The sequence below is a fragment of the Pseudofrankia sp. EUN1h genome, from assembly GCF_001854645.1.
In the GTDB taxonomy this organism is placed as follows: domain Bacteria; phylum Actinomycetota; class Actinomycetes; order Frankiales; family Frankiaceae; genus Pseudofrankia; species Pseudofrankia saprophytica.
The window spans coordinates 90,594-112,419 of the sequence record NZ_MBLN01000071.1 but is presented as its reverse complement, the minus strand read 5'-3'; the positions used below and the strand labels follow the sequence as shown (position 1 = coordinate 112,419).

Annotated in this window: 13 protein-coding genes and 1 tRNA gene; 2 read left to right on the top strand and 12 right to left on the bottom strand. The window is 72.2% G+C overall.

Features of this window, described 5'->3' with window-relative positions; genetic code table 11:
* Positions 1-81: 81 nt before the first annotated feature.
* From hpt to dacB, 3 genes are all read right to left on the bottom strand, one after another.
* Positions 82-1,899 carry a hypoxanthine phosphoribosyltransferase gene (gene hpt, locus BCD49_RS27560; RefSeq protein ID WP_007516548.1) on the bottom strand — a complete coding sequence of 606 codons (1,818 nt, stop codon included), beginning with the start codon at positions 1,897-1,899 and terminating at the stop codon, positions 82-84.
* Between the two features lie 175 nt (positions 1,900-2,074).
* Positions 2,075-3,217: a zinc-dependent metalloprotease gene (locus BCD49_RS27555; RefSeq protein WP_007516550.1), complete on the bottom strand. Its 1,143-nt coding sequence runs from the start codon at positions 3,215-3,217 to the stop codon at positions 2,075-2,077.
* Between the two features lie 129 nt (positions 3,218-3,346).
* A complete protein-coding gene (gene dacB, locus BCD49_RS27550; protein ID WP_007516552.1) occupies positions 3,347-4,858 on the bottom strand; it encodes a D-alanyl-D-alanine carboxypeptidase/D-alanyl-D-alanine endopeptidase in 1,512 nt (503 codons plus the stop codon).
* Positions 4,859-5,486: 628 nt separating this feature from the next.
* Here dacB and BCD49_RS27545 point away from each other — a divergent pair.
* Positions 5,487-6,032, top strand: a complete 546-nt coding sequence (locus BCD49_RS27545) for an inorganic diphosphatase (protein ID WP_027140358.1) — start codon at positions 5,487-5,489, stop codon at positions 6,030-6,032.
* Between the two features lie 144 nt (positions 6,033-6,176).
* On the opposite strand, the gene BCD49_RS27540 is transcribed toward BCD49_RS27545, so the two are convergent.
* The 4 genes from BCD49_RS27540 to BCD49_RS27525 form a co-directional block, all read right to left on the bottom strand.
* The gene (locus tag BCD49_RS27540) at positions 6,177-7,442 is read right to left on the bottom strand and encodes an FAD-dependent monooxygenase (protein WP_071042058.1); all 1,266 of its coding nucleotides are present in this window, start codon (positions 7,440-7,442) and stop codon (positions 6,177-6,179) included.
* A gap of 91 nt (positions 7,443-7,533) precedes the next feature.
* Positions 7,534-7,707 (bottom strand): lasso RiPP family leader peptide-containing protein, encoded by a 174-nt coding sequence (locus BCD49_RS27535; RefSeq protein WP_007516558.1) that lies wholly within the window; start codon positions 7,705-7,707, stop codon positions 7,534-7,536.
* A gap of 322 nt (positions 7,708-8,029) precedes the next feature.
* Positions 8,030-8,218: a keywimysin-related RiPP gene (locus BCD49_RS44320; RefSeq protein ID WP_071042057.1), complete on the bottom strand. Its 189-nt coding sequence runs from the start codon at positions 8,216-8,218 to the stop codon at positions 8,030-8,032.
* A gap of 698 nt (positions 8,219-8,916) precedes the next feature.
* Positions 8,917-8,988: transfer RNA gene (locus BCD49_RS27525), tRNA-Thr, on the bottom strand.
* Positions 8,989-9,477: 489 nt separating this feature from the next.
* Between BCD49_RS27525 and BCD49_RS27520 the strand changes: the two genes are divergently transcribed.
* A complete protein-coding gene (locus tag BCD49_RS27520) occupies positions 9,478-10,203 on the top strand; it encodes a response regulator transcription factor (protein ID WP_007516561.1) in 726 nt (241 codons plus the stop codon).
* A gap of 192 nt (positions 10,204-10,395) precedes the next feature.
* On the opposite strand, the gene ricT is transcribed toward BCD49_RS27520, so the two are convergent.
* The 5 genes from ricT to BCD49_RS27495 form a co-directional block, all read right to left on the bottom strand.
* Entirely contained in the window at positions 10,396-11,553 is a 1,158-nt protein-coding gene (ricT, locus tag BCD49_RS27515) for a PSP1 domain-containing protein (RefSeq protein WP_007516563.1), read from the bottom strand.
* Positions 11,554-11,786: 233 nt separating this feature from the next.
* Complete coding sequence (locus tag BCD49_RS27510; protein ID WP_007516564.1) at positions 11,787-13,073, bottom strand: DNA polymerase III subunit delta'; 1,287 nt, start codon at positions 13,071-13,073, stop codon at positions 11,787-11,789.
* Positions 13,070-15,403, bottom strand: a complete 2,334-nt coding sequence (locus tag BCD49_RS27505) for a bifunctional MFS transporter/dTMP kinase (protein WP_007516565.1) — start codon at positions 15,401-15,403, stop codon at positions 13,070-13,072. Before BCD49_RS27505 ends, BCD49_RS27510 begins: the two co-directional genes overlap by 4 nt.
* On the bottom strand, positions 15,403-18,546 hold the full coding sequence (gene topA, locus BCD49_RS27500; protein ID WP_071042056.1) for a type I DNA topoisomerase: 3,144 nt from the start codon (positions 18,544-18,546) through the stop codon (positions 15,403-15,405). Before topA ends, BCD49_RS27505 begins: the two co-directional genes overlap by 1 nt.
* Positions 18,547-19,117: 571 nt before the next feature.
* The gene (locus tag BCD49_RS27495) at positions 19,118-21,526 is read right to left on the bottom strand and encodes a sodium-translocating pyrophosphatase (protein WP_007516567.1); all 2,409 of its coding nucleotides are present in this window, start codon (positions 21,524-21,526) and stop codon (positions 19,118-19,120) included.
* Positions 21,527-21,826 lie beyond the last annotated feature (300 nt).

The window sequence follows — 21,826 nt, the reverse complement described above, 5'->3', positions numbered from 1 at the left end:
AAGCACTGGTGCCGAGGCTGATACGCACGGTCAAAGGCGGTCGGGTTCACTCCACGGCGCGGAGCGGATCATGGGCCGTGGTCAGACGCGCGGACCGCGGGCGATGGCCTCCGGCGTGAGGGTTCCCACGAACGGCAGGGTGCGGTAGTGCTCGCCATAGTCGAGGCCATAACCGACCACGAACGCACTCGGGATGTCGAAACCGACATAGCGGACATCGATGTCGACCGTGATGGCTTCCGGCTTGCGAAAGAGCGCGAGCACCTCGAGCGACGCCGGGTTCCGCGACCGCAGGTTCTTCAGCAGCCAGGACAGCGTCAACCCCGAGTCGATGATGTCCTCGACGACGAGCACATCCCGACCCTCGATCGAACGGTCGAGGTCCTTGAGGATGCGGACCACGCCGCTTGACGACGTCGCCGAGCCATAGGACGACACGGCCATGAATTCCATGGTCACCGGAGTGCGCAGCGCCCGCGAAAGGTCGGCCATCACCATCACGGCACCCTTGAGCACCCCGACGAGCAGCAGCTCTCGGCCGGCATAGTCGGCGTCGACCCGGGCAGCGAGCGCGCGAATGCGCTGCGCGATCTCGTCGGCGCTGACGAGCACCTCGCCGATGTCGCCGGCGAGCGCGGGCGCGACGCCCGGCATGGTCGTCCACGTCGCCTGGGTCGGCTGGGCCGGCGCCGTCTCCTCGTCCAGGTGGGCGTTGTCGAAGTCGGGCATACTCACGTCAGCGTGGCTCACCTGCGGGCCCTCCTCGGCGTCTGGCCGACCGGCGACGCGCCGGCGCGGCGATGACCGCGGGTCCGCCTCCATGGGGCCGGCGCCTCGCGAGTCCCCATCCGCCGCCCCGCGGCGCCCGGACCCGGTCTTACCAGGTCCGACCATGGCGATCCTGTCACCTCGGCGGCGGGCGGTGACGCCCGACGGGAGTGGTACGGGCTGCTGACCGCGCCAACGGGTGACCAGCTCCTCCATCGCCCAGACGTGCTCGGCGCGCAACGCCGACGCGGACGCCCCGAGCGTCAGCGCCGCCCGGCGCAGCACCCGGGTACGCAGCGCGCTCGGCAGGGCGCCGAGCGTGCCGACGTCGAGATCGAGACTGGCCGGGAGAGCGGCGCTCGGGAGCACGTCCGCGGTGCCGGTCGCGGTGTCGGTGACCTGGTCGTAGGCGTCGTCGGTGAGGGCGTCCAGTGCCTCCGCGTCGGCGCGCAGCAGGTCGGCGCTGCGGGCCAGCGCCTCGGCGATGCCCGGCCCCAGCTGCTCCTCCAACGCCGGCAGCAGGCTGTGCCGGACCCGGGCGCGCGCGAACGCCTCGTCGGCGTTCGTCGGGTCGTCCCATGGCTCGAGGCCCTCGCCGCGGCAGGCCGTGCTGGTCTGCTCCCTGCGCAGGCGCAGCAGCGGTCGCCGCACCAGGCCATCCCGGGGGCTCATCGCCCCGAGCGTCCGGGCGCCCGAGCCGCGGGCGAGCCGCAGCAGCACGGTCTCCGCCTGGTCGTCGAGGGTGTGGCCCAGCAGCAACGCGGCGGCGCCCAGCCGGTCGGCGGCGGCCAGCAGCGCCGCCCACCGGGCGTCGCGCGCCGCGCCCTCCGAGCGGGCCGAGGGCGCGACCAGCACCTCCACCGGGTCGAGGCGTAACCCTCTGCCCTGCCCCGCGACCATCTCGGCGCGGGCGGCCGACGCCGGATCCCAGCCATGGTCGACGGTGAGCAGGCCCGCCCGCAGCGCCCGCCGGGGGGCGACGAACGCCGTCGCGGCCGCGAGCGCCAACGAGTCGGGCCCGCCCGAACACGCGACCAGCACGAGCGCGCCCGGCGGCAGGTCCGCGACTCCGTGCCGCACCGCCAGCCGCACCGCCGCCACCGCGGGCGCGGGTGACCCCGGTGGGTACATCCGCCGTTCCGAGGTGGTTACCACTGCCCCCATCGCTCACGTCTGGCGTTGACTACTCCGACCCCTCCGAGCCGACCGCTCCGAGCCAGGTGTCCGACCGCCCCGACCCGCGCGAGACCTGGCCCGCGCGAGACCTGGGCCCAGGGCTTCCTCGACCGAGGCCCGGCTCCAGGGGCTACGCGGAGATGGACGGCCGGCTGCCGAGCACACGCGCCATCCAGGCACCCGGGTCGGCGATCTCGGCCTGGGTGGGCAGCGTGGCGGGTGACTGCCAGACGAGGTTGAACCCGTCGACGCCGGCCTCGGCGACCACCGCGCGCACGAAGGCGCCGCCCTGCCGGTACTGGCGCAGCTTCATGTCCAGGCCGAGCAGCCGGCGGATGAACCGGTCCAGCGGCGACCCGCCGGAGCGGCGGGTGTCGAACTTCGACCGGATGTCGGAAACGGTCGGCACCACCTTGGGCCCGACGGCGTCCATCACCTGGTCGGCATGTCCCTCGAGCAGGGTCATCAGCGCCTGCAGCCGGTCGAGCACGGCGCGCTGAGCCGGGGTCTGCAGCGCCTCGACGACGCTCGGGGCGTCCTGGCCACGGTCGCGCACGGCGCCGCGCAGCGCCGCGACGGCCGAGCGCATCCGGTCGGCGAGCGCGTCCGGATCGAGGTCGGTCGCCTCGATGAACGCGCCGATCTCGGACTCGAGGTGGGCCCGCAGCCACGGCACCGCGGTGAACTGGCTGCGGTGCGTCTGCTCGTGCAGACACACCCACAGCCGGAAGTCGCGGGGGACGACGGAGAGCTGCCGCTCGGCGTGCGCGATGTTCGGCGCGACCAGGCTGAGCCGGCCCACCGGGCCGGTGCCGTCGGTCGCGACGGCGCCGTCGTGAGCCGCGGCGACGGTGGGCGTCGGCCCGTATTCCTCGGGCGGCAGGAACACCTCGTACTGGCCCAGAACCTTGCCCGCGAGGTAGGCGAGCGCCGAGCCGAGCTGTACGCCGGTCACCCGGCGGCCGACCGCGGTCGACAGCGACCCGCGGTCGGCGTCGGTGATGCGATCGAGGAGAGGCGTCGTGATCATTCGTAGGCCGGCGACGTTGGACCGGGCCCACTCGGGCCGGTCGACGACGGCGATGGGCGTGACCGCGGCGGCGGGCGGCCGCAGATGTGTGTAGTCCTCGACGTACCGCTCAGCCTCGACGGCGAGCCTGCGTAGCTCGGTCACGACCTCGTCGGCTTCCGCCCGCGTCAGCTGTGGGCCCGGGCGGACGAGCTTGCGCGCTGTCGCCACCGCCAGGTCCCAGTCGACGGGCTGCCTGTCCACCGGCTGCGCATCCACCAGGCCAGGGTACCCGGTGAGCGCTATCCGATCATGCCTGCTGACCCGTTCTCCACCAACGGGTACCGGCTGGGTGGCTGGGCGATCCGGCCGTCGCCGCTATCCGGCCGACGACTAGCCGGACGGGCCGGACGTTCCCGCGGTCTGGGCGGCCGGTGGCTGGCCGGCGGCCGCGGCGGGCAATCCGCCGGTGCCGGTCGGCGCGCAGCAGGACGCGAGCGCCGCCGCGGCCCGGTCGAGGGCCGCCTTGGCCGCGGGGGACTCCTGGACGGGCGCGAAGAAGCCGAAGAGGAGGAGCCGGCCGTCCCGGTCGACGAGCTCCCCGGCCAGGCTGGTGACGATCCGGAGGCTGCCGGTCTTGGCCCGGACGTCGCCGGCGGCCGCGGCCGTGTCCGCGCCACCGTATCGGTCTCCGAGCGTCCCGGAGAATCCCGCCACCGGCAGGCCGGTGAGCAGGGTGCGCAGCTCGGGGTGGTTCGGCAGCGTGGCGGTCCGCAGGATCTCGACCACCGTGCGCGGCATGATCAGGTTGTCGACGGACAGCCCGCTTACGTCGGCCAGCGTCATCCCGGCGGTGTCGACGCCCAGGCTGGTCAGCACCTGCCTGACGGCGGTCGTCGCGCCCGTGAAGGTCGCAGGCTGACCGTGGGCGTGGGCGACGAGCCGGCCGAGGCATTCGGCCAGGTCGTTGTCCGAGTCGGTCAGCATCCGCTCCACCAGCATCGGTATGGGCGGGCTGTCCGCCGTGGCGACCGTCCTGGCCGCCGGGTCGGCGGTCCCGGTGCCGGTCGAGCCGACCGCCACGCCGGCGCCTCGCAGCGCGTTGGCGAACGCGGCCGCGGCGGCCGCGTCCGGGGTCGGGCTGCGGGACCCGGTCGAACCGGGCTGGGAACGGCCCGCGTCGACCTCCAGCGCGGAGACCGGCGTGACGTTGCCTTCGGTGACGTATGTGTCGTTCCAGCCGGATGCCGTCCTCGGCCCGGAGAACAGGCTGCCGTCCCCGATCACCCGGTCCACCGACGCGATCCCGGCGGCGTGCACTCGTGCCGCGAGGTCCGACAGGCGGGCGCTGGCGCTCGCGGGATAGCCGGCGGGGCCGGTCGCGGCGGTCAGCGTCGGGTCGCCGGCGCCGACGAGCCAGAGCGTCCCGCCGGCCTGGGGCGCGCCGCTCGCCGTCCCGGTGCCCGCCGTCCCGGCGGCGCCCGTGCCGGTGGCCGCGGTGCCGGTGGCCGCGCCGGCGGGCGGAAGGTAGACGACCCGCGTGGTCAGCCGGGTGTCCGGAGTGAAGGTTCGCAGGGCGGCGGTGGCGACGGCGGTCTTCAACGTCGACGCCGGCGCGGTCGGTACGGTGGACCTGACGTCGAACAGCACCTTGCCGGACAGCGCGTCGACGACGATCCCCGCGGGGTTGCCCAGCGCAGGGTCGCCCAGCGGGCCGGCAAGCCGAGCGGCCAGTGTGGCCTGGTCGGGCAGTGGGCTGTCCGTCCGCGGGCCGGCCAAGGCCGGTGCGGTGACGCGCGGTACCGTCGGTGTCGGTGCCTCGACCGGCGCGGGCGAGACGGACAGGGACCCGGCGAGCAACGCGCCGGCCAGCGCCGTCAGGCCGCCGGCCCGAGCACCGTTCATGGGGCGAGCTTAAGGCGCTGGCGGCGAGGCGTGTTCCCTGGACGTGGCCAGTTTCCCGGGGTTCGCGATATTGCTCCGGGGGACTACTCCCAGGCCCCGGATGTCGGGTTTTGCCTGACGGGGGCTGATAGCCGGGCAGGACGTCGTGGATCGGTGGAGGGCGCGGTAGACCGCCAGGGCAGGGTGTAGCTGGAGAGAGTTTTCGGTACTCGGCCCACGTGGGTGACCGCGTTGGTCGATGCGTTCGGGGGAGTGGTCAGGTAGCGGCGTCAGGGCCGGCGTTGACGATCGGGTGTCGGCGGGGTCATCTCGACGACCGGCGCGAGCTGGCGAGGGCTCGCCGGGTGGGATAGCCCACATTGCCTGAGCTGCGGCCTGTGGGAAGTCCGCCGACACTGGACGAGGACGCGGTTCACGAACCCGGAGCGACCGGCGACGCGTCCTGGCGGGCGGATCGCCCTGAACCAGACCGGATCGCCCTGAACCTAGACCGGATCGGATGCCAGGCCGGCGCCGGGATCGATCCGGGTGAGATGCCGGTACCGGCCGCGAGGCCTGGACCGGGACGATGGAGACGAGCCGGCCCACCAGGGCCGAGCGACCAAAGCAGAAGGAGACAGGGAGCGGCGTGGACCTCGAGTTCGACGTGACCATCGAGATCCCCAAGGGGCAGCGCAACAAGTACGAGATGGATCACCACACGGGGCGGATCCGGCTCGACCGGATGCTGTTCACCTCCACCCACTACCCGTCCGACTACGGGTTCATCGAGGGCACGCTTGGCCGCGACGGCGACCCGCTGGACGCGCTGGTGCTGCTCGAGGAGCCCACCTTCCCGGGCTGCCTGGTGCGCTGCCGGACGATCGGCATGTTCCAGATGACCGACGAGAAGGGCCCGGACGACAAGGTCCTGTGCGTGCCGGTGGCGGACATCCGCCAGGAGCACCTGCGTGACATCCGTCACCTGCCGGAGTTCGACCGGCTGGAGATCCAGCACTTCTTCGAGGTCTACAAGGACCTTGAGCCCGGAAAGTCGGTCGAGGGCGCGAGCTGGGTCGGCCGTGCGGACGCCGAGCGCGAGATCCTCGCCTCGATCGAGCGGCTGAAGGACGACGAGGCCGAGCACGCGGAGCCGGTCGTCAGCGAGGCCAAGGACGAGGCCAAGTCCGCCTGACTCGGCGCCACCTCGTATCGCGAGGCCCCGGCTGGTTCTTCTTCGAACCACCGGGGCCTTCACCTTTCCGCCGCCCTCCTGCCTGCCACCGCCTCTGCGCCGGCCGCGGCTCCGTGAGCGTTACCGGGTGACCGCGTTGCCGCGTTACCGGGTGACCAGTGTGCGGCGCTTGTCGTGCAGCCAGCGCGTGCCGCGGCCGGCGTGCTGGTCGAGCGCTCGCACCGCCGGGAGCTGGGCCGCCCGCAGTATCTGGTAGCGCAGAGATGTCTCGTCACCCTGGCGGGTGGCCATCTTGAACGCGAACGCCACCGGGTCCGGTGCCTCGCCGGTGGACGGGCGCTCGCCGTCCATGGGCTGGGTGGCGGTGCTCAGCCGGTCGAGCTGACCGTCCACGCCCTCGAACCACGACATGCTGATGCGAGCCCGCTCCTGCATGGGCCCGAGCGCCGCGTGGCCGGACTGGTCGAAGTCCCGCAGCGCCGCGGGGACGTCCGCGTGCTTGTGCAGGAAACGGTCGAGCATGATGGCATCCATGATCGCGAGTGCGGTGCCCGAACCCAGGGTGAAATGGGTGGTGTGGGCGGCGTCGCCCAGCAGCACGATGTTCTCGTGGCACCAGGAGCGATTGGCGACGTGGGTGAACTGCTGCCAGCGTGYCGGCCGGCCATGGCAGTCGCTGAGCAGCCGGTGACCGCCGAGAGGCCCGTCGAAGATCCTTTCCAGGAGTCGGCAGCCGTCCGCATCGCTTAGCCGGTCGAGACCCAGGTCGGTCCACGTCTGGGGGGCACACTCGACGATGCAGGTACTGATGTCGGCGGCCGACGGATAGGCGTGGAACCAGACCCAGCCGGGTTCCGTGCGCTCGAACGCGAACATGAAGTTCTCGAACCGCCGGTCCGTGCCGAGCCAGATGTACTGGTTGGCGCCGACCTCGATCCGAGTGCCGAACGCGTCCGGGCCGGCGAGCCGCCGTACCTGGCTGTTCGCGCCGTCTGCCGCCACCACCAGGTCGGCTTCCGCCGCAATTGCGTTCAGGTCGTCCTGGTCGGCCACATACTGGTGGTATCGCACGTCGACGCCCAACTCGGCCGCCCGGCGCGCGAGCAGGTCGAGCAGGGTCGCGCGTTGGATGCTGTAGCCGTAACCCGGGAGGTAGGCCGGCTGCGGGCCGCCGACGCTGACGCGCTGGCCTTGCCACATGGTCGACGCCGCCCGCAGCTCGCGCGCGCTGACCGGATCGGACCGGAACAGGACATCCAGCAGCGGCTCCCAGTAGACGACKCCCCAGCCGTGGGTCGCCCCTGGCCGGTCGCGTTCGAGGACGGTGATGTCGTGGTGGGAATCCCGCAGCTTTGCGCGGATCGCGAAGTAGAGCCCCGCCGGACCGCCGCCGACGCAGACGATCTTCATAGGAAAGAACCTCGCAGATAGAGGTGGCGGTGGCCGACAGGCCACCGCCAGAGGGATGCGTCAGGGTGACGCGGTGCCAGATGGGTTGGTGTCAGCACCAACCGCCCCAGCCGCCGCCGTGGCCCCAGCCGCCGCCCCAGCCCCAGCCCCAGCCGTGGCCCCAGCCCCAGCCGCCGAAGCCGAAGCCGAAGAGGCCAAAGCCGTGGGTGCGCTCGCGGAAGGACCCCACGTCCTGAAGGGCTGGCGCCCGATATGTTGCCTTCATGGCGGTTCCTCCGTCTGTGGTGATGTCGCCTTTCGGCGGCCGGCCGGGTAGAACCCCGTCGGTGGTGACCATCGGTTCCGATCGATCAATCTCGCCACCTGTAACCGACCACTAACAGCCTGCCACTTAGCGGTTCACTCCAGGTTCACTACGCTGCGTTCAGCTGGGGCCGGCAGGCCGGGTGAATCTCCTCGGACGGCAATGCCGATGGGGCGCGGCTCTGGGTGAAGACCGCGGAGATACGCGGAGATAGAGGTGGCGGTGGCCGACAGGCCACCGCCACGGGTTGCGTCGGGACGACGCGGTCGGCGGGATGGGTGGGTTACCAGCCCCAGCCCCAGCCGCCGCCGCCCCAGCCCCAGCCGCCGCCGCCCCAGCCCCAGCCGCCGCCGCCCCAGCCCCAGCCCCAGCCCCAACCCCAGCCCCAGCCGCCGAAGCTCCACACTCCGTGGGTGCGCTCGCGGAAGGATCCGGCGTCGTGGAGAGCCGGTGCGCGGTACGTAGTCTTCATGGCCGTTCCTCCGTCTGGTGTGATGGCACCTTTCGGTGTTAGCCAGCCCAGCGGCGAACCAGCCGGCGTTCAAACCACCGGCTTGATCTTCCTCATATCACTTCCTGTGGCCGGCCACTATCAGCCTGCCACCGATCGGTTCATCCTCGGTTCAGCACGCTGGGCATGGTCCGTCCAGCACTCGCTTTCCGGCGGCCGATCCCCCTCGCGACCGTGTCCGGCCGGGAAATGAAATCGCCGGTCCAGATGTCGTCGCGGACCGCGCGGTCACCGAGGAAATGGCCGACTGGCCGGTGCCGACGGCGAGGCTGATGACCTCCGGCCCCGCCTCGATGACCCGGGACGTGACGCGCACGGCCGGGACCCGACGTCCTGCCGCGCAGCCGTATGCGCGCGGCGTACGAGGTACGTATGCGACCTCTCACCCAAGAGCCGGTCCGGATCCTGGCGGCCGAAGCGGCGGCGTGGCGCGGGGGAGCCGAACCCGGTACGGGTAAGGAGGAAGAGGCAAGAAGGAGGTAAAGGCAAGAAGGTGTGGCGCGATGCCGGTGTCTTGACGCCGAGCCCGGTCCAGCCTGCCGCGCCCAGGGTTTCAAGGGGCGGAGCCCCTTGGCGCGGGGTCCGGGGCTCGGCCCCGGAGCAACATGACGGCCCAGGGCGAAGCTGCCCAAAGGCAGCGAGCAGACAACCTCGGCGCGAGCCGAAGGCGGGGATTGAACCCGCGACCTATCGCTTACGAGGCGATTGCTCTGCCACTGAGCTACTTCGGCGTGGTCCAGCGAAGGCTGGCGCGGGTCCGAGTATGCCAGATGGGATGACGTAGCCGACGTGTGCGACCCGGCCGAGTTTCTGTGATCTTGTGGCTGGCGGACGGCGCTGCTGGTTGGGGTCTCGGGCAGGCCCACCGCTGTCGGTCCGAGGTCGCCCTGAGGCCGTGCGGAGGTCGTACGGAGCTCGTACTGACGTCGCGCCAACGATCCCAATCTTGATCGGTCGGATCCGGTGCGACGAAGGGAGTGGCGCGTCGTTCGGGTGGCGCTGACACGGTCCGGGTGATCGCGGCGAGTCGTTTGTGATGTTGGATGTCCGGATCGTGTGGTGACGGGTTGATGTGCGCCTCGGGATGGGGTAGGGACTCCGTTACGGAAAGCTTTGGCTTGGTCACGTGTATGTGTCGGTGCGGTGTCGCAGGTCGACCGAAATCCGTGAAATGCGACCCCGCTCGCAGTGGCACCGGAGAGGTTGCGTAGGGTTTCGCCATGACCGGGGAAGCAGCTGCGACCACGACGCGAGGGGCATCGCTGCTCGTCGCGGAGGATGACGAAGCCTCGCGCGTCGCACTCGCGCGCAGTCTTGAGCGATTCGGATACCGCGTGCTGGAGGCGGCCGATGGCGAGACCGCGCTCCGCTTGTTCCAGACGACGGAGATCGACCTGGTTGTGCTTGACGTGGCAATGCCACGGATGGACGGCTTCGCCGTACTGAGCCGCCTGCGGCAGACGAGCGAAGTGCCGGTGATCATGCTCACCGGCAGGGCCGAGGAGGTCGACCGGGTGGTCGGCCTCGAGCTTGGGGCCGACGACTACGTCGTCAAGCCCTACTCACTGCGCGAGCTGGTGGCCAGGGTTCGCGCCCGACTACGCCGCCGGCCGGTGGAAGCGCCGCCTCAGCGTACTGGCGACGGCAACGAGCCGCTGATCTACGGCGACGTGTCGATCGACCTGCGTGCCCGCGAGGTCGCGGTCGCCGGCGAACGGATCGATCTGACCGCCCGCGAGTACGAGCTGCTCGCCTTCCTGGCCCGGCATCCGCGCCGGGTGTTCAGCCGGGAGGAACTGCTCGAACAGGTCTGGGGCACCCGGTTCCAGGACCCCGCGACCGTGACGGAGCACGTCCGGCGGGTCCGGACCAAGGTCGAGGGCCGGCCGCCGCAGCGCCGGCTCGTCACCACCCTGCGCGGCATGGGCTACCGCTTCGACCCGTGATCTGACCTCGTGACCAGGTGGAGCCCCCCATGCTTTGGCGTGGGGGGCTCCACCTGGTCAGAGCTGGATCGCCTGGTCAGAGCTGGATCGCCTGGTCAGAGCTGGATCGCCTGGTCAGAGCTGGATCGCCTGGTCAGAGCTGGATCGCCTGGTCAGAGCTGGATCGCCTGGTCAGAGCCGGATTGCCCCGCGTCAGTCCGAGTCGGACTGGCGAGAGCGGGCACGTCGGCGGATCCGGCGGTGCCCGCCGTCGTTGGCCGGTGACTCAGGACTCCCCCCGTCCGGCCGCGAACCGGCAGCGGACCCGGCCGCGTCCCGGGTAACGGCGTCCGGGGCCGCCGCGCTCCGGTACGTTCCGGGGACATCGTCGACGCCAGGAGCACCGGGGATCGACTCCTCCTGCTGATCCGGGGGGTCACCCTGCGCGCCGCTGCCGCTGCCGCTGCCGTCGGCGCCGGCGCCGACGCTTCCGCTCCCGCCTCCATCTCCATCCGCGGGTGCACTGCCCGAACCGCATCCGGAGCTCGCGGCGGCCGGATATACGGACTCGTGGGCCTTGCGGGAGGCGCAGACGTCGGCGCGGTCGCAGGCCCGTCGACCGCCGGCGTCGAGCGCCACCACCACCTGCTGGCGGGGTACGTCGTGGCTGATCACCCTGCCGGGGCCATCGGGCGTGCGCGCCCGGGCGCCCACGGCGGGGACCGCGGCGGCGAACTCCTCGTACAGCGGATGCTCGTAGCGCAGGCAGCACATCAGCCGGCCACAGGCTCCGCTGATCTTCAACGGGTTGAGCGCCAGGTTCTGGTCCTTGGCCATCCGGATGCTCACCGGCTCGAAGTCGGTCAGAAAGGTGGAGCAGCACAGCTCCCGGCCACAGGAGCCGATGCCGCCCTGCAGCTTCGCGCTGTCCCTGGCCGACAGCTGCCGCAGGAGAACCCGAGTGTCCAGCGTCCGGTTCAGCTCGCGGACGAGGGAACGGAAGTCCACCCGTCCGTCGGCGGTGAAGTAGATCGTGAAGGTGTCGGCCGCGCCGACGTGGTCCACCCCGACGATCTTCATCGGTAGGCCGTGCTCCCGGACCAGCCGCTTGGCCGCCACCCTTGCCTGGGCACGCCGCCGCCGGGACGCCTGGTCTCGCTCGACGTCGTCGTCGTCCGCGAACCCGACGAGGACCGGCAGGTGGCCGATGTCCTCGGTCACCCACTGCGGCGCCCACATGCAGGTCGCGACCTCGGGGCCGTCGTCGGTGGGGACGAGCACCCGGTCACCGACGCGCGGTGTCAGCTGTCCCGGGTCGGCGTAGTAAAGCTTCCCGCGGGGCGAGAAGGCCACCGCGCACATCATCGACATGCGTGCCCGCCGTCCTGTCGTCTCCGCCGCGAAGTGTCACGGCGTGGCCCGAATGTGGCGGAAGTCGCCGTTCGCCCTGAGCGTACGTCCGCGTGCCCGCGGAGGCACCCTGTTCGTCGCGGTACGGAAACCCCCTGTGCGCCATTCGGTTCCCCGCCGGTTGCGGCGTTCCCGCCGCCGGGTCGGCCCGGGATCGGCCTCGACCGGCGCGCTCGGGACGCCGCCGCCCGAGGCTAGGCGTCGCGGAGGCCGAGGGCGAGCGACTCGACGGCGAGCTGCGCGACGAGGCCGGGGTTGGCGGCAAGCGCGTCTCTCGTCGCCAGGACCGCCTCCAGCCGGCGCAGGGTGCGCTCCGGGGTCGCCGCCGCGGCGAGCCGACCGATCTCGGCGGCGGCGTCCGGGTTCACCGGGTCGACGGTCGCGCCGAGCTGGCGGGCGAGCACGTCACGGTAGAGGCCCGCGAGGTCGAGCAGCGCCCGGTCGAGCGAGTCGAGCACCGTGCGCCGGCCGCGGCTCTTCTGCGACTTCTCCAGGTCCTTGAGCGCCCCGGCGGCGCCGCGGACCATCATCGTCCTGGCCTTCGGCGCGGCTTTCGGCGCTGACTTCGTCGGTCGTTTCGAGCGCCCGGTGGCGCCGGACGAGGTCGCCCCGACGCCGAGCGCCGTGCGCAGTGCCTCCGCCTCCACCTCGTCCCGCTCGCTGTTCGCCGCGTCGGCGTCCGCGTTCGCCGCGGCGACGAGGTCGGCGGCCGCGGCCAGGCACTCGGCCGCGCGGCCGAGCCGGCCGGGCAGTGCCAGCACCTGGGCGCGCCGCGCCCTGGCCTGATCGTCGACGGCGAGCAGCCGTGCCCGGCCGAGATGGCCCTGCGCGGCCCGGGCGGCTACCTGCGCGGCGCGCTCGTCGACGCCGTCGCGCAGCAGCGCGGTGACGAGGTCGTCCACGGAGGGCAGCCGCAACGCCACCACCCGGCAGCGAGACCGGATCGTGGGCATCACGTCGTCCACCGACGGCGCGCACAGCAGGAACACCGACCGGTCGGCCGGCTCCTCCAGCGCCTTGAGCAGGGCGTTCGCGGCGGAGTCCGTGAGCCGGTCGGCCTCCTCGATGAGCAGGATCCGGTAGCGGCCGCTGGTCGGAGCACTCGCCGCGTCCCGGACCAGCGCCCGCACGTCGTGCACGCCGAGCGAGAGCCCCTCGGCGCGTACCGTGCGCAGGTCGGCGGCGGTGTCGGTGAGGACGGTGTGGCAGCCGACGCACTCGCCGCAGCCGGGCAGGCCAGGCGGTTCATCGGGCGCTGGCGCCGCCGTGGCGCGCTCGCAGCTCAGCGCGGCGGCGAAGGTTCTGGCGACGTCGACGCGGCCGGCGCCGGAGGGGCCGGTGAACAGCCAGGAGTGGGTCATCCCCGCCCTGGCGGCGGCGATGGCACCGTCCGGGCCGCCGATGAGCGCGGCCGCGCTGGCGGCCGTGACGAGGGTGTCAACGACGGCGTCCTGCCCGGTGAGCGTTTCCCAGACGCTCACGCCGAGCCCTCCGGGAACCGCGCGGAGCCCAGGGTCGCGACGTCCATGGCGGGGCCGGCCGGCTCGCCGGCGACGCCCTCGCCGGCGACGCCGTGCGTCGCACCACCGAGGCGGCGGGTGACCGCCTGGCGGATCCGGGCGCGCAGCTCGTCCGCCGGCGCGGCGCGGTCGAGCACCAGGTAGCGATGCGGCTCCTCGTCCGCGAGCCGCAGGAAGGCCGCGCGGACCTCCTCGTCGAACGTCAGGACGGGCGCGCCCGCTCCAGGCAGCTCGGTGTCCGACTCGGTGTCCAGCAGGACCGTGACGTCGGGAAGCAGCGACATGGTCGCCCACTGGGCCAGCACGGTCAGCTCGTCCAGCCCGGCGCAGCTCGCGGCGCTCTGGTGCGCGACCGTCGAGTCGACGTAGTGGTCGGTGAGCACCACGGCGCCGCGCGCGAGCGCCGGCTCGATCACCCTGGCGACGTGCTCGGCCCTGACCGCGGCCGCGAGCAGGGCCTCGGTGCGGGGGTGCAGCGCGGCCGATGGGTCCGCCTGCAGCTGGCGCAGCGCGCCCTCCAGCGGAGCGGCGATCACCGCGTCCGAGGCGACCAACACCTCGCGGCCCGCCTCGGTGAGCCAGGAGCGCAGCGCCTCGAGCTGCTCGGCCCTCGCGGTGGCGTCCGCTCCCTCGATCGCGACCAGCAGACCGGCGTGCCGCGGCCGGCGGCTCTGCCTACGGCCGCGCAGCGCGTTCCACAGCTCCGGGAGGACGGGCACCCCGGAGTGGTCGTCCATCTGCCGGTAGGCGAACAGGCCGACGACGATGGCGAGGACACCGCCACCGAGCAGTACGAAGGTCACGCCGTCGGCCCGGACGTTGACGTCGCCCCACAGGTGCACGCTGTGCGAGCCGATCAGGCCGACCAGCGCCGGCGCGACGGCCAGCACCAGCAGCAGGTCGATCCGGACCAGCGACTGCACGAGCGCGAAGGTGCGTCCGCGCAGCTCGTCGGCCACCTCGGCCTGCAACAGGGTGTTGCCGGTCACCCACGCCACCCCGGCGAACATGCCCACCAGCACGACGAGAATGCACGCCAGCACCAGGTTCGGGATGATCGCGACGAACACCAGCGTGATGCCAGCGCCGGTGACGCAGACCCCGAACAGGCGGGTGCGGCTGTAGTCGCCGAGCAGCCTCGGCCCCGCCGCCATCCCGGTGGCGAGGCCGATGAACACCGCCGCGAACAGGACGCCGTAGGCCGCGTCCCCGCCGCCGAGGATCTGGACGTAGAGCTTGCCCAGCGCGATGACGCAGCCGGCGCCGGCGAATCCGCCCAGGATGCCGATGATCAGGCCCCGCACCAGCCGGTCGTTGCCGACGAACTTCCAGCCCTCGGTGATGGAGGCGAAGAAGCCCGGCTCCGGGGCGTGCTGCGGGCGTTCCGCCTTGCCGATCGACTTCAGCCCCCAGATCACCACCGCCGACAGCAGGAAGGTCACGGCGTTGAAGTAGAGCGCGATGTCGACCGACGAGTCCCGGAAGTACGGGTGCCCCGGCGCCAGGCTGCGTGACAGCGTCGCCAGCAGGGCGAAGATCGCCGCCGCCACCGGCGCGCTGCCGTAGGTGGTGAGCAGGCTGAGCGTGTTCGCCGCGGCCAGTCGCTCCTTCGGCACCAGATGCGGAACGCTCGCCTCCTTGGCCGGCGCCCACAGCAGGGTCACGCACTCGATCAGGAACGACGCGATCAGCAGCCAGGTCAGCGTGCCGACGATCGGGATCGACAGGAACAGGACGAAGCGCAGCAGATCGGTGACCACCATGGTCAGCCGGCGGTCGAGCTTGTCGGCGACCGCCCCGGCCAGCGGGCCGAAGATCAGTGCGGGCGCCAGCCGGATGATCAGTAGGGAGCCGAGCGCGTACGCCTGCCCGGAGAAGCCCTTCTGCAGCTGCGTGACCATCGCTGTGGTCGCGAGCAGGCCCATCCAGTCGCCGAGGCTGGACAGCCCCAGCTGGATCCACAGCCGGCGGAACTCCGGGAGGCGCAGGACCGCCCGCACGTCGCCTTCGTCCGAGCTCGCGGGCGCGCGCCGCTCCGGCGGCTCCGGGACGCTCGTGACCGGATGCTGGCCGACCGTCTTGACGGCCCAGCCGGCACGTAGCGGACGGCGCCCCGCTAACCCGCCGCTCGCGTTGTCGACAGACCCGGCGGGCGCGCCGCCCGCCATGGCCGTGTCGTCCGTGAACGGCGCGTCCAGGCCGCCGGTCTCGCCGCCACGGGTGTCGCCTGACTCGGGCGGCTGGCGCGCCGCGGCCTGATTGTCCTTCTCGTCCCCGTGGTCGGGGACCATCAGCCAGCCTCGCTCGCGCCCGGGGTTCCTGCCGGATCGATGGAGCTTGCGGAGTCGATCTGGGAGGTCCGGGATTTGGTCGACCGTCTGGTGGTCGTACGCGTGCCGGTGCCCGCCTTAGTTGTCGACGACGCCTTGGCCTTCGGAGTGGCCTTCGTGCTCGACTTCGCCTTGGCCGTGCCCGCCGCCGGTTTGGCGGCGGACTTGGCGCCTGTTCCGGTGCCCGATCGGCTGGCCGCGCGGCGGGGGGTGGCCGGGCCGCGGGCGCGCCGGTCCGCGAGCAGCTCGGCGGCACGCTCGATCGTCAGGGTCGTGATCTCATCGCCCTTGCGCAGGCTCGCGTTGGTCTCGCCGTCGGTCACGTACGGGCCGAACCGGCCCTCCTTGAGCACCATCGGCTTGCCGGTCGCCGGGTCGGCGCCGAGCTCGCGCAGCGGCGGGATCTCGGCCGCGCTGCGCCGTCCGCGCGTCTTCGGCTGCGCCAGCAGCGCGAGCGCCTGCTCCAGGGTCACCGTGAACAGCTGCTCCTCGGACTCGAGGGAGCGGCTCTGCGTCCCCTTCTTCACGTAGGGGCCGTAGCGGCCGTTCTGGGCGGTGATCTCCTCGCCGTCCTCGCCCGCGCCGAGCACCCTGGGCAGGGTGAGCAGCCGGCGGGCGTCGTCGATCGTGATCGTCTCCAGCGACATGGTCGACAGCAGGCTCGCGGTCCGCGGCGGGTCGGTGTCGGTGGTCACGTAGGGGCCGTAGCGGCCCGCCTTCGCGGTGATGGTCGCCCCGGTCTCGGGGTCGGCGCCGAGGACCCGGTCGCCCGACGGCGCCTCCAGCAGCTCGAGCGCCTTCGGGATCGTCAGCTCGTCGGGCGGCAGGTCCTCCGGCACGCTGGCGCGCCGCTCGCCGTACTGGACGTACGRCCCATAGCGGCCGACCCGGACCACCATGGCCACGCCGTCCTCGGTCTCGCCGAGCGGGATCGAGTTGACCTCGCGCGCGTCGATCTCGCCGAGCCGCTCGCTGACCAGGTGCTTGAGCCCCGCGTCGGCGGCGACCTTGCCGTTGCTCCCGGCGGCGACCTTGCCGTTACTCGCGGCGGCCACCTTGCCGTTGCTCGCGCCGGCCGCCGTGCCGACGCCTGCGCCGTCGACGACCGGCGTGCCGTTGCCCCCGCCGGTCGCGGTGGGGGTGCCGTCGCCGAAGTAGAAGCGGGTCAGCCAGTCCGTCGAGGCCGCCGTGYCGGCGGCGATGTCGTCGAGGTCGTCCTCCATCGACGCGGTGAACCGGTAGTCGACCAGCCGGCCGAAATGGTCCTCCAGCAGTCCCACGACCGCGAACGCGATGAAGCTCGGCACCAGCGCGGTGCCCTTCTTCCACACGTAGCCGCGGTCCTGGATCGTGYCGATGATCGACGCGTAGGTGGACGGCCGGCCGATGCCCAGCTCCTCCAGCGTCTTGACCAGGCTCGCCTCGGTGAACCGGGGCGGCGGGCTGGTGGAGTGGCCGCGGGGGGTCAGCTGCCGGGTCGCCAACTGGTCGCCCTGGCGGACGTCCGGCAGGCGGGTCTCGCGGTCCTCCAGCTCGGCGTCCGGGTCGTCGGCGCCCTCGACGTAGGCACGCAGGAAGCCGGGGAAGGTGATGACCTTGCCGCTGGCGACGAACTCGGCGTCCTCACCCGCGCTGGACGTGCCGCCGATGCGGATGGTGGCGCTGGTCCCGCGGGCGTCGGCCATCTGGCTCGCGACGGTGCGCCGCCAGATCAGCTCGTAGAGGCGGAAGCCGTCGGCGTCGAGCTCGGCGCGCACCTCGCCGGGGGTGCGGAAGGTGTCGCCGGAGGGGCGGATCGCCTCGTGTGCCTCCTGGGCGTTCTTGACCTTCTTCGTGTAGATCCGGGGCTTGTCCGGGACGTACTCCGGGCCGTAGAGCTGGCGAGCCTGCTCACGGGCGGCGGTCAGCGCCGTCTCGGACAGGTTCGTCGAGTCGGTTCGCATGTAGGTGATGAAGCCGTTCTCGTACAGCTTCTGCGCGATCTGCATGGTGCGCTGGCTGGAGAACCGCAGCTTGCGGCCCGCCTCCTGCTGCAGCGTGGAGGTCATGAACGGCGCGTACGGCGAGCGCCGGTACGGCTTGGTCTCCACCGAGCGGACGGCGAAGACGGTGGCGGCCAGCCGCTCGGCGAGGCCGGTCGCGCCCGCCTCGTCGAGGCGGACCACGTCGGCCGACGTGAGCGCGCCGGTGGCGGAGAAGTCGCGGCCGGTGGCGAGGCGGCGGCCGTCGAGCGCCACCAGCGTCGCGGGCAGCAGCGTCGGGTCGGGCGCCTTGCCGTCGTGGCCGACGGTGGCCGCGAACCGGCCCTCGATGTTCCAGTACTCCGCGGATCGGAAGCGCATCCTCGCCCGCTCCCGCTCGACCAGGATGCGCGTCGCGACGCTCTGCACCCGGCCCGCGGACAGGCGCGGCATGACCTTCTTCCACAGCACGGGGGAGACCTCGTAGCCGTAGAGCCGGTCGAGGATGCGCCGGGTCTCCTGGGCGTTGACGAGGTTCTCGTCGATCTCGCGCGGGCTGTCGACGGCCCGGCGGATCGCCTGCGGGGTGATCTCGTGGAAGACCATCCGCTTGACCGGCACGGTCGGCTTGAGCGTCTGCAGCAGGTGCCAGGCGATCGCCTCGCCCTCGCGGTCCTCGTCCGTCGCGAGGTAGAGCTCGCTCGCGTCCTTGACCAGTTCCTTGAGCTTGCTGACCTGCTGGCGCTTGTCCGGGGTGACGATGTAGAGCGGCTCGAAGCCGTTGTCGACGTCCACCCCGAGCCGGGCCCACGGCTTGCCCTTGTGCGCCGCCGGCACGTCCGCGGCGCTGCGCGGCAGGTCGCGGATGTGGCCGATGCTCGACTCGACCTGCCAGCCGGGCCCGAGGTAGCCGGCGATCGTCTTCGCCTTCGCCGGCGACTCGACGATCACCAGCCGGGTGCCCGCGCCACTGGCGGTGGGCCGCCGTCGCCCGGCGCCGCCACGAGCGGTACCGGACGACGTCCCGGCCTCGTCGACCTGCTCGGCCGCGTCCAGGACGTCCTCGTCGACGCCCGGCGGCTCGGCTAGCGGGGTGGACGACCGGGACGGGGTCCGGGCCGTCGTCTTCGCGCGCGGTGGCACTGGTCTCCTCGGTACTGCTGTTCTCGTGTCGTTGTCGACGGTCTCATGGCTGGCGGCGTCGCTGGCTGGCGGCGGCGCCGAGGCTGGCGCGTGCGTGGCCGGCTGGCCCCGGCCACCGCGGCGGCCGGGCCGCCGTCGGGCCGGGCGACCGGCGGGGCGCTCGTGCGCGCCCACACCGGGCTCCACCCCACCCCAACCGGTGAGCCGTCACCGCAACCGGTGCACGTGTCGTGCTGCACGGTACGCCGCGCCGCCCCGGCCGGCTTCTCGCCGCCCGTCCAAGGAGGCCGGCTGGAGGCTCGATCGTGGCACGCGGGTGCGCCCGGGACACGCCCCCGGCCTCCCGAGCGGACCCCACCTTCCCTATCACCTGAACCGCCGTCACGGTAAGGGCTCACGGTGCCGGTGCGCCATCCCCCGAGCGCGTCACGTGACCGACCTCCCCCCRGCCAGGGGGTGCCCCCACGGCGGGTCCTCTAACGACAGTGACCGCCCACCGCCGGCAACACCGGCGGTGGGCGGTCGGAATCCTGTCTGGATCAGCGCCACCCGGGGTGGGAGAACGGCTGACTCAGACGTTCACCTGGTCGACGGTGGACTGGTCCGGTGACACGTCCGTGCCCGGGTTCGCGCCCGTGACCGTGACGTTGGACGAGCCCCCCACCGCCGGAACGCCGGGGGAGGATGGTGCCGCGTCCAGTGCCGAGCCCCACCGCTTGGAGATCACGATCACCGCGGCGATCACGGCCACCGCCACGATCGCGATGAGGATCCGCAGCCACGTGTTCTTGTCCTCGCCGACCGAGAACTTCACCACGGTCGGCGCGATCAGCAGGCTGACCAGGTTCATCACCTTGATCAGCGGGTTGATCGCCGGGCCGGCGGTGTCCTTGAACGGGTCACCGACGGTGTCGCCGATGACCGTCGCCGCGTGGACCTCGGAGCCCTTCCCACCGTGCGCGCCGTCCTCGACCAGCTTCTTCGCGTTGTCCCAGGCACCGCCCGAGTTGGCGAGGAAGACGGCCATCAGCACGCCACCGGCGATCGCACCGGCCAGGAACGAGCCCAAGGGCGGGTAGCCAAGGCCGAATCCGACCGCGATCGGAGCCATCACGGCGAGGGTTCCCGGCGTGATGAGCTCGCGCAGCGAGTCGCGGGTGCAGATGTCGACCACCGCGCCGTAGTTCGGCTTCTCCGTGCCGTCCATGATCCCCGGGTGGTCGCGGAACTGGGCGCGCACCTCCCAGACGACCCGCCCGGCGGCCCGGCCGACCGCGTTGATCGCGAGCCCGGAGAACAGGAACACGACCGCGGCCCCCAGGATCAGGCCGACCAGGGCGTCCGGATAGGCCACGTTGAGCCCACCGACGACGCCGCGGCCTGGATCGGGGCTGACCCCGGCCTTGCCGAGCGCCTCGACGACCGTGTCGGTGAACGACCCGAACAGCGCGGTCGCGGCGAACACCGCCGTCGCGATCGCGATGCCCTTGGTGATGGCCTTGGTGGTGTTGCCGATCGCGTCGAGCGAGGTCAGGATCGCAGCGCCCTCCTCGGTCACCTCGCCGGACATCTCCGCGATGCCCTGGGCGTTGTCGCTCACCGGCCCGAAGGTGTCCATCGACACGATCACGCCGACGGTGGTGAGCAGCCCGGTACCGGCCAGCGCGACGGCGAACAGCGCGACGGTGACACTGCCCGAGCCGAGCAGATAGGCGCCGAACACCGCCGCCCCGATCAGCACCGCCGAGTAGACCGCGGACTCGAGGCCCACGCCGATGCCGGCGAGGATGTTGGTCGCCGGGCCGGTGGTGGAGGCTTCGACGACGCTCCGGACCGGCTTGCGGGCCGTCTCGGTGAAGTAGCCGGTGAGCAGCTGGATCGCCGCGGCGAGCACGATGCCGATCAGCACCGCGCTGATGGCGATCACCCGCGGGTTGCCATCCTGGGTGCTGCCTTCCATGCCGGGGAAGTCGGCGAAGCTGCTCGGCAGGTAGAGGAGCGCGACGATGACGACGCCGATCGCGGAGATCACCGCCGAGATGAAGAACCCGCGGTTGATCGCCGCCATCCCGTTGCGGTCCTTGGCGCGGGGCGTGACGGCGAAGATGCCGATGACGGCGGTGATGACGCCGACAGCCGGGATCAACAGTGGGAACACCAGCCCGTGCGCGCCGAACACCCCGACGCCGAGGATCAGCGCGGCCACCAGGGTGACCGCGTACGACTCGAACAGGTCGGCGGCCATGCCGGCGCAGTCGCCGACGTTGTCGCCGACGTTGTCGGCGATGGTCGCCGCGTTGCGCGGGTCGTCCTCGGGGATGCCCTTCTCCACCTTGCCGACCAGGTCGGCACCGACGTCGGCGGCCTTGGTGAAGATGCCGCCGCCGACCCGCATGAACATCGCGAGCAGCGCGGCGCCGAACCCGAAGCCCTCCAGTACCTGCGGCGCCGTGTCCTGGAAGGCGAGCACCACGACGGCGGCGCCGAGCAGGCCGAGCCCGACGGTGAACATCCCGACGACGCCGCCGGTGCGGAACGCCAGCCGAAGCGCGGCCTTCTCGCCACGTTCGTTGGCCGCCGCGGCTGTCCTGGTGTTGGCCCTGGTCGCCAGCGACATGCCGACGAAGCCGACGAGCGCGGAGAAGATCGCGCCGATGACGAAGAACACCGAGCGGCCGACGCGGGCACCGGTGTCGTCCGCCGGCAGCGCCAGCAGGACGAACGGGATGACGACGACGAACCCGGCCAGAGTCTTGAACTGGCGGCGCAGATAGGCGGCGGCGCCTTCCTGTACCGCTTTGCCGACCTCGATCATCTTGGGTCCGCCCTGGCTGGCCGCGAGTACCTCGCGGACCAGATAAGCGGCCACGAGCAGGGCCAACGCTGCGATGAACGCCACACCGGCGACCAATCCCAGCTGCCCGCCAGTAAGGTCGATCCCAGCGGTCGCGGGTGAGTCCGCGGTTTGGGTCGGGGACATGGCTCCTCCCGGTCTGCACTGTTTGTCCCCTGGACAGCCGGGCATTCGCACGCCGTCGTAGCTAGACGATGCGCGCAGGCCCGACGGTCACAGCAAGCGTCGCATCGGACGACGCCGCGGGTGGCTGGTCGGGGATGTCGTGGGTTCGCGGGTCAAACCGTGGCTGGCGGCGCGCAGGTGACGGCGCCCRGTGGCGTGGCGTCCTTTGCTCGGGGAGTACCACGTCTGCCGGCCGACTCGGTGCCTGCGTTGCCGTCTCGCGGAAGGTCCCTGCCCCACCTCCACCGCACTCCACCGGGA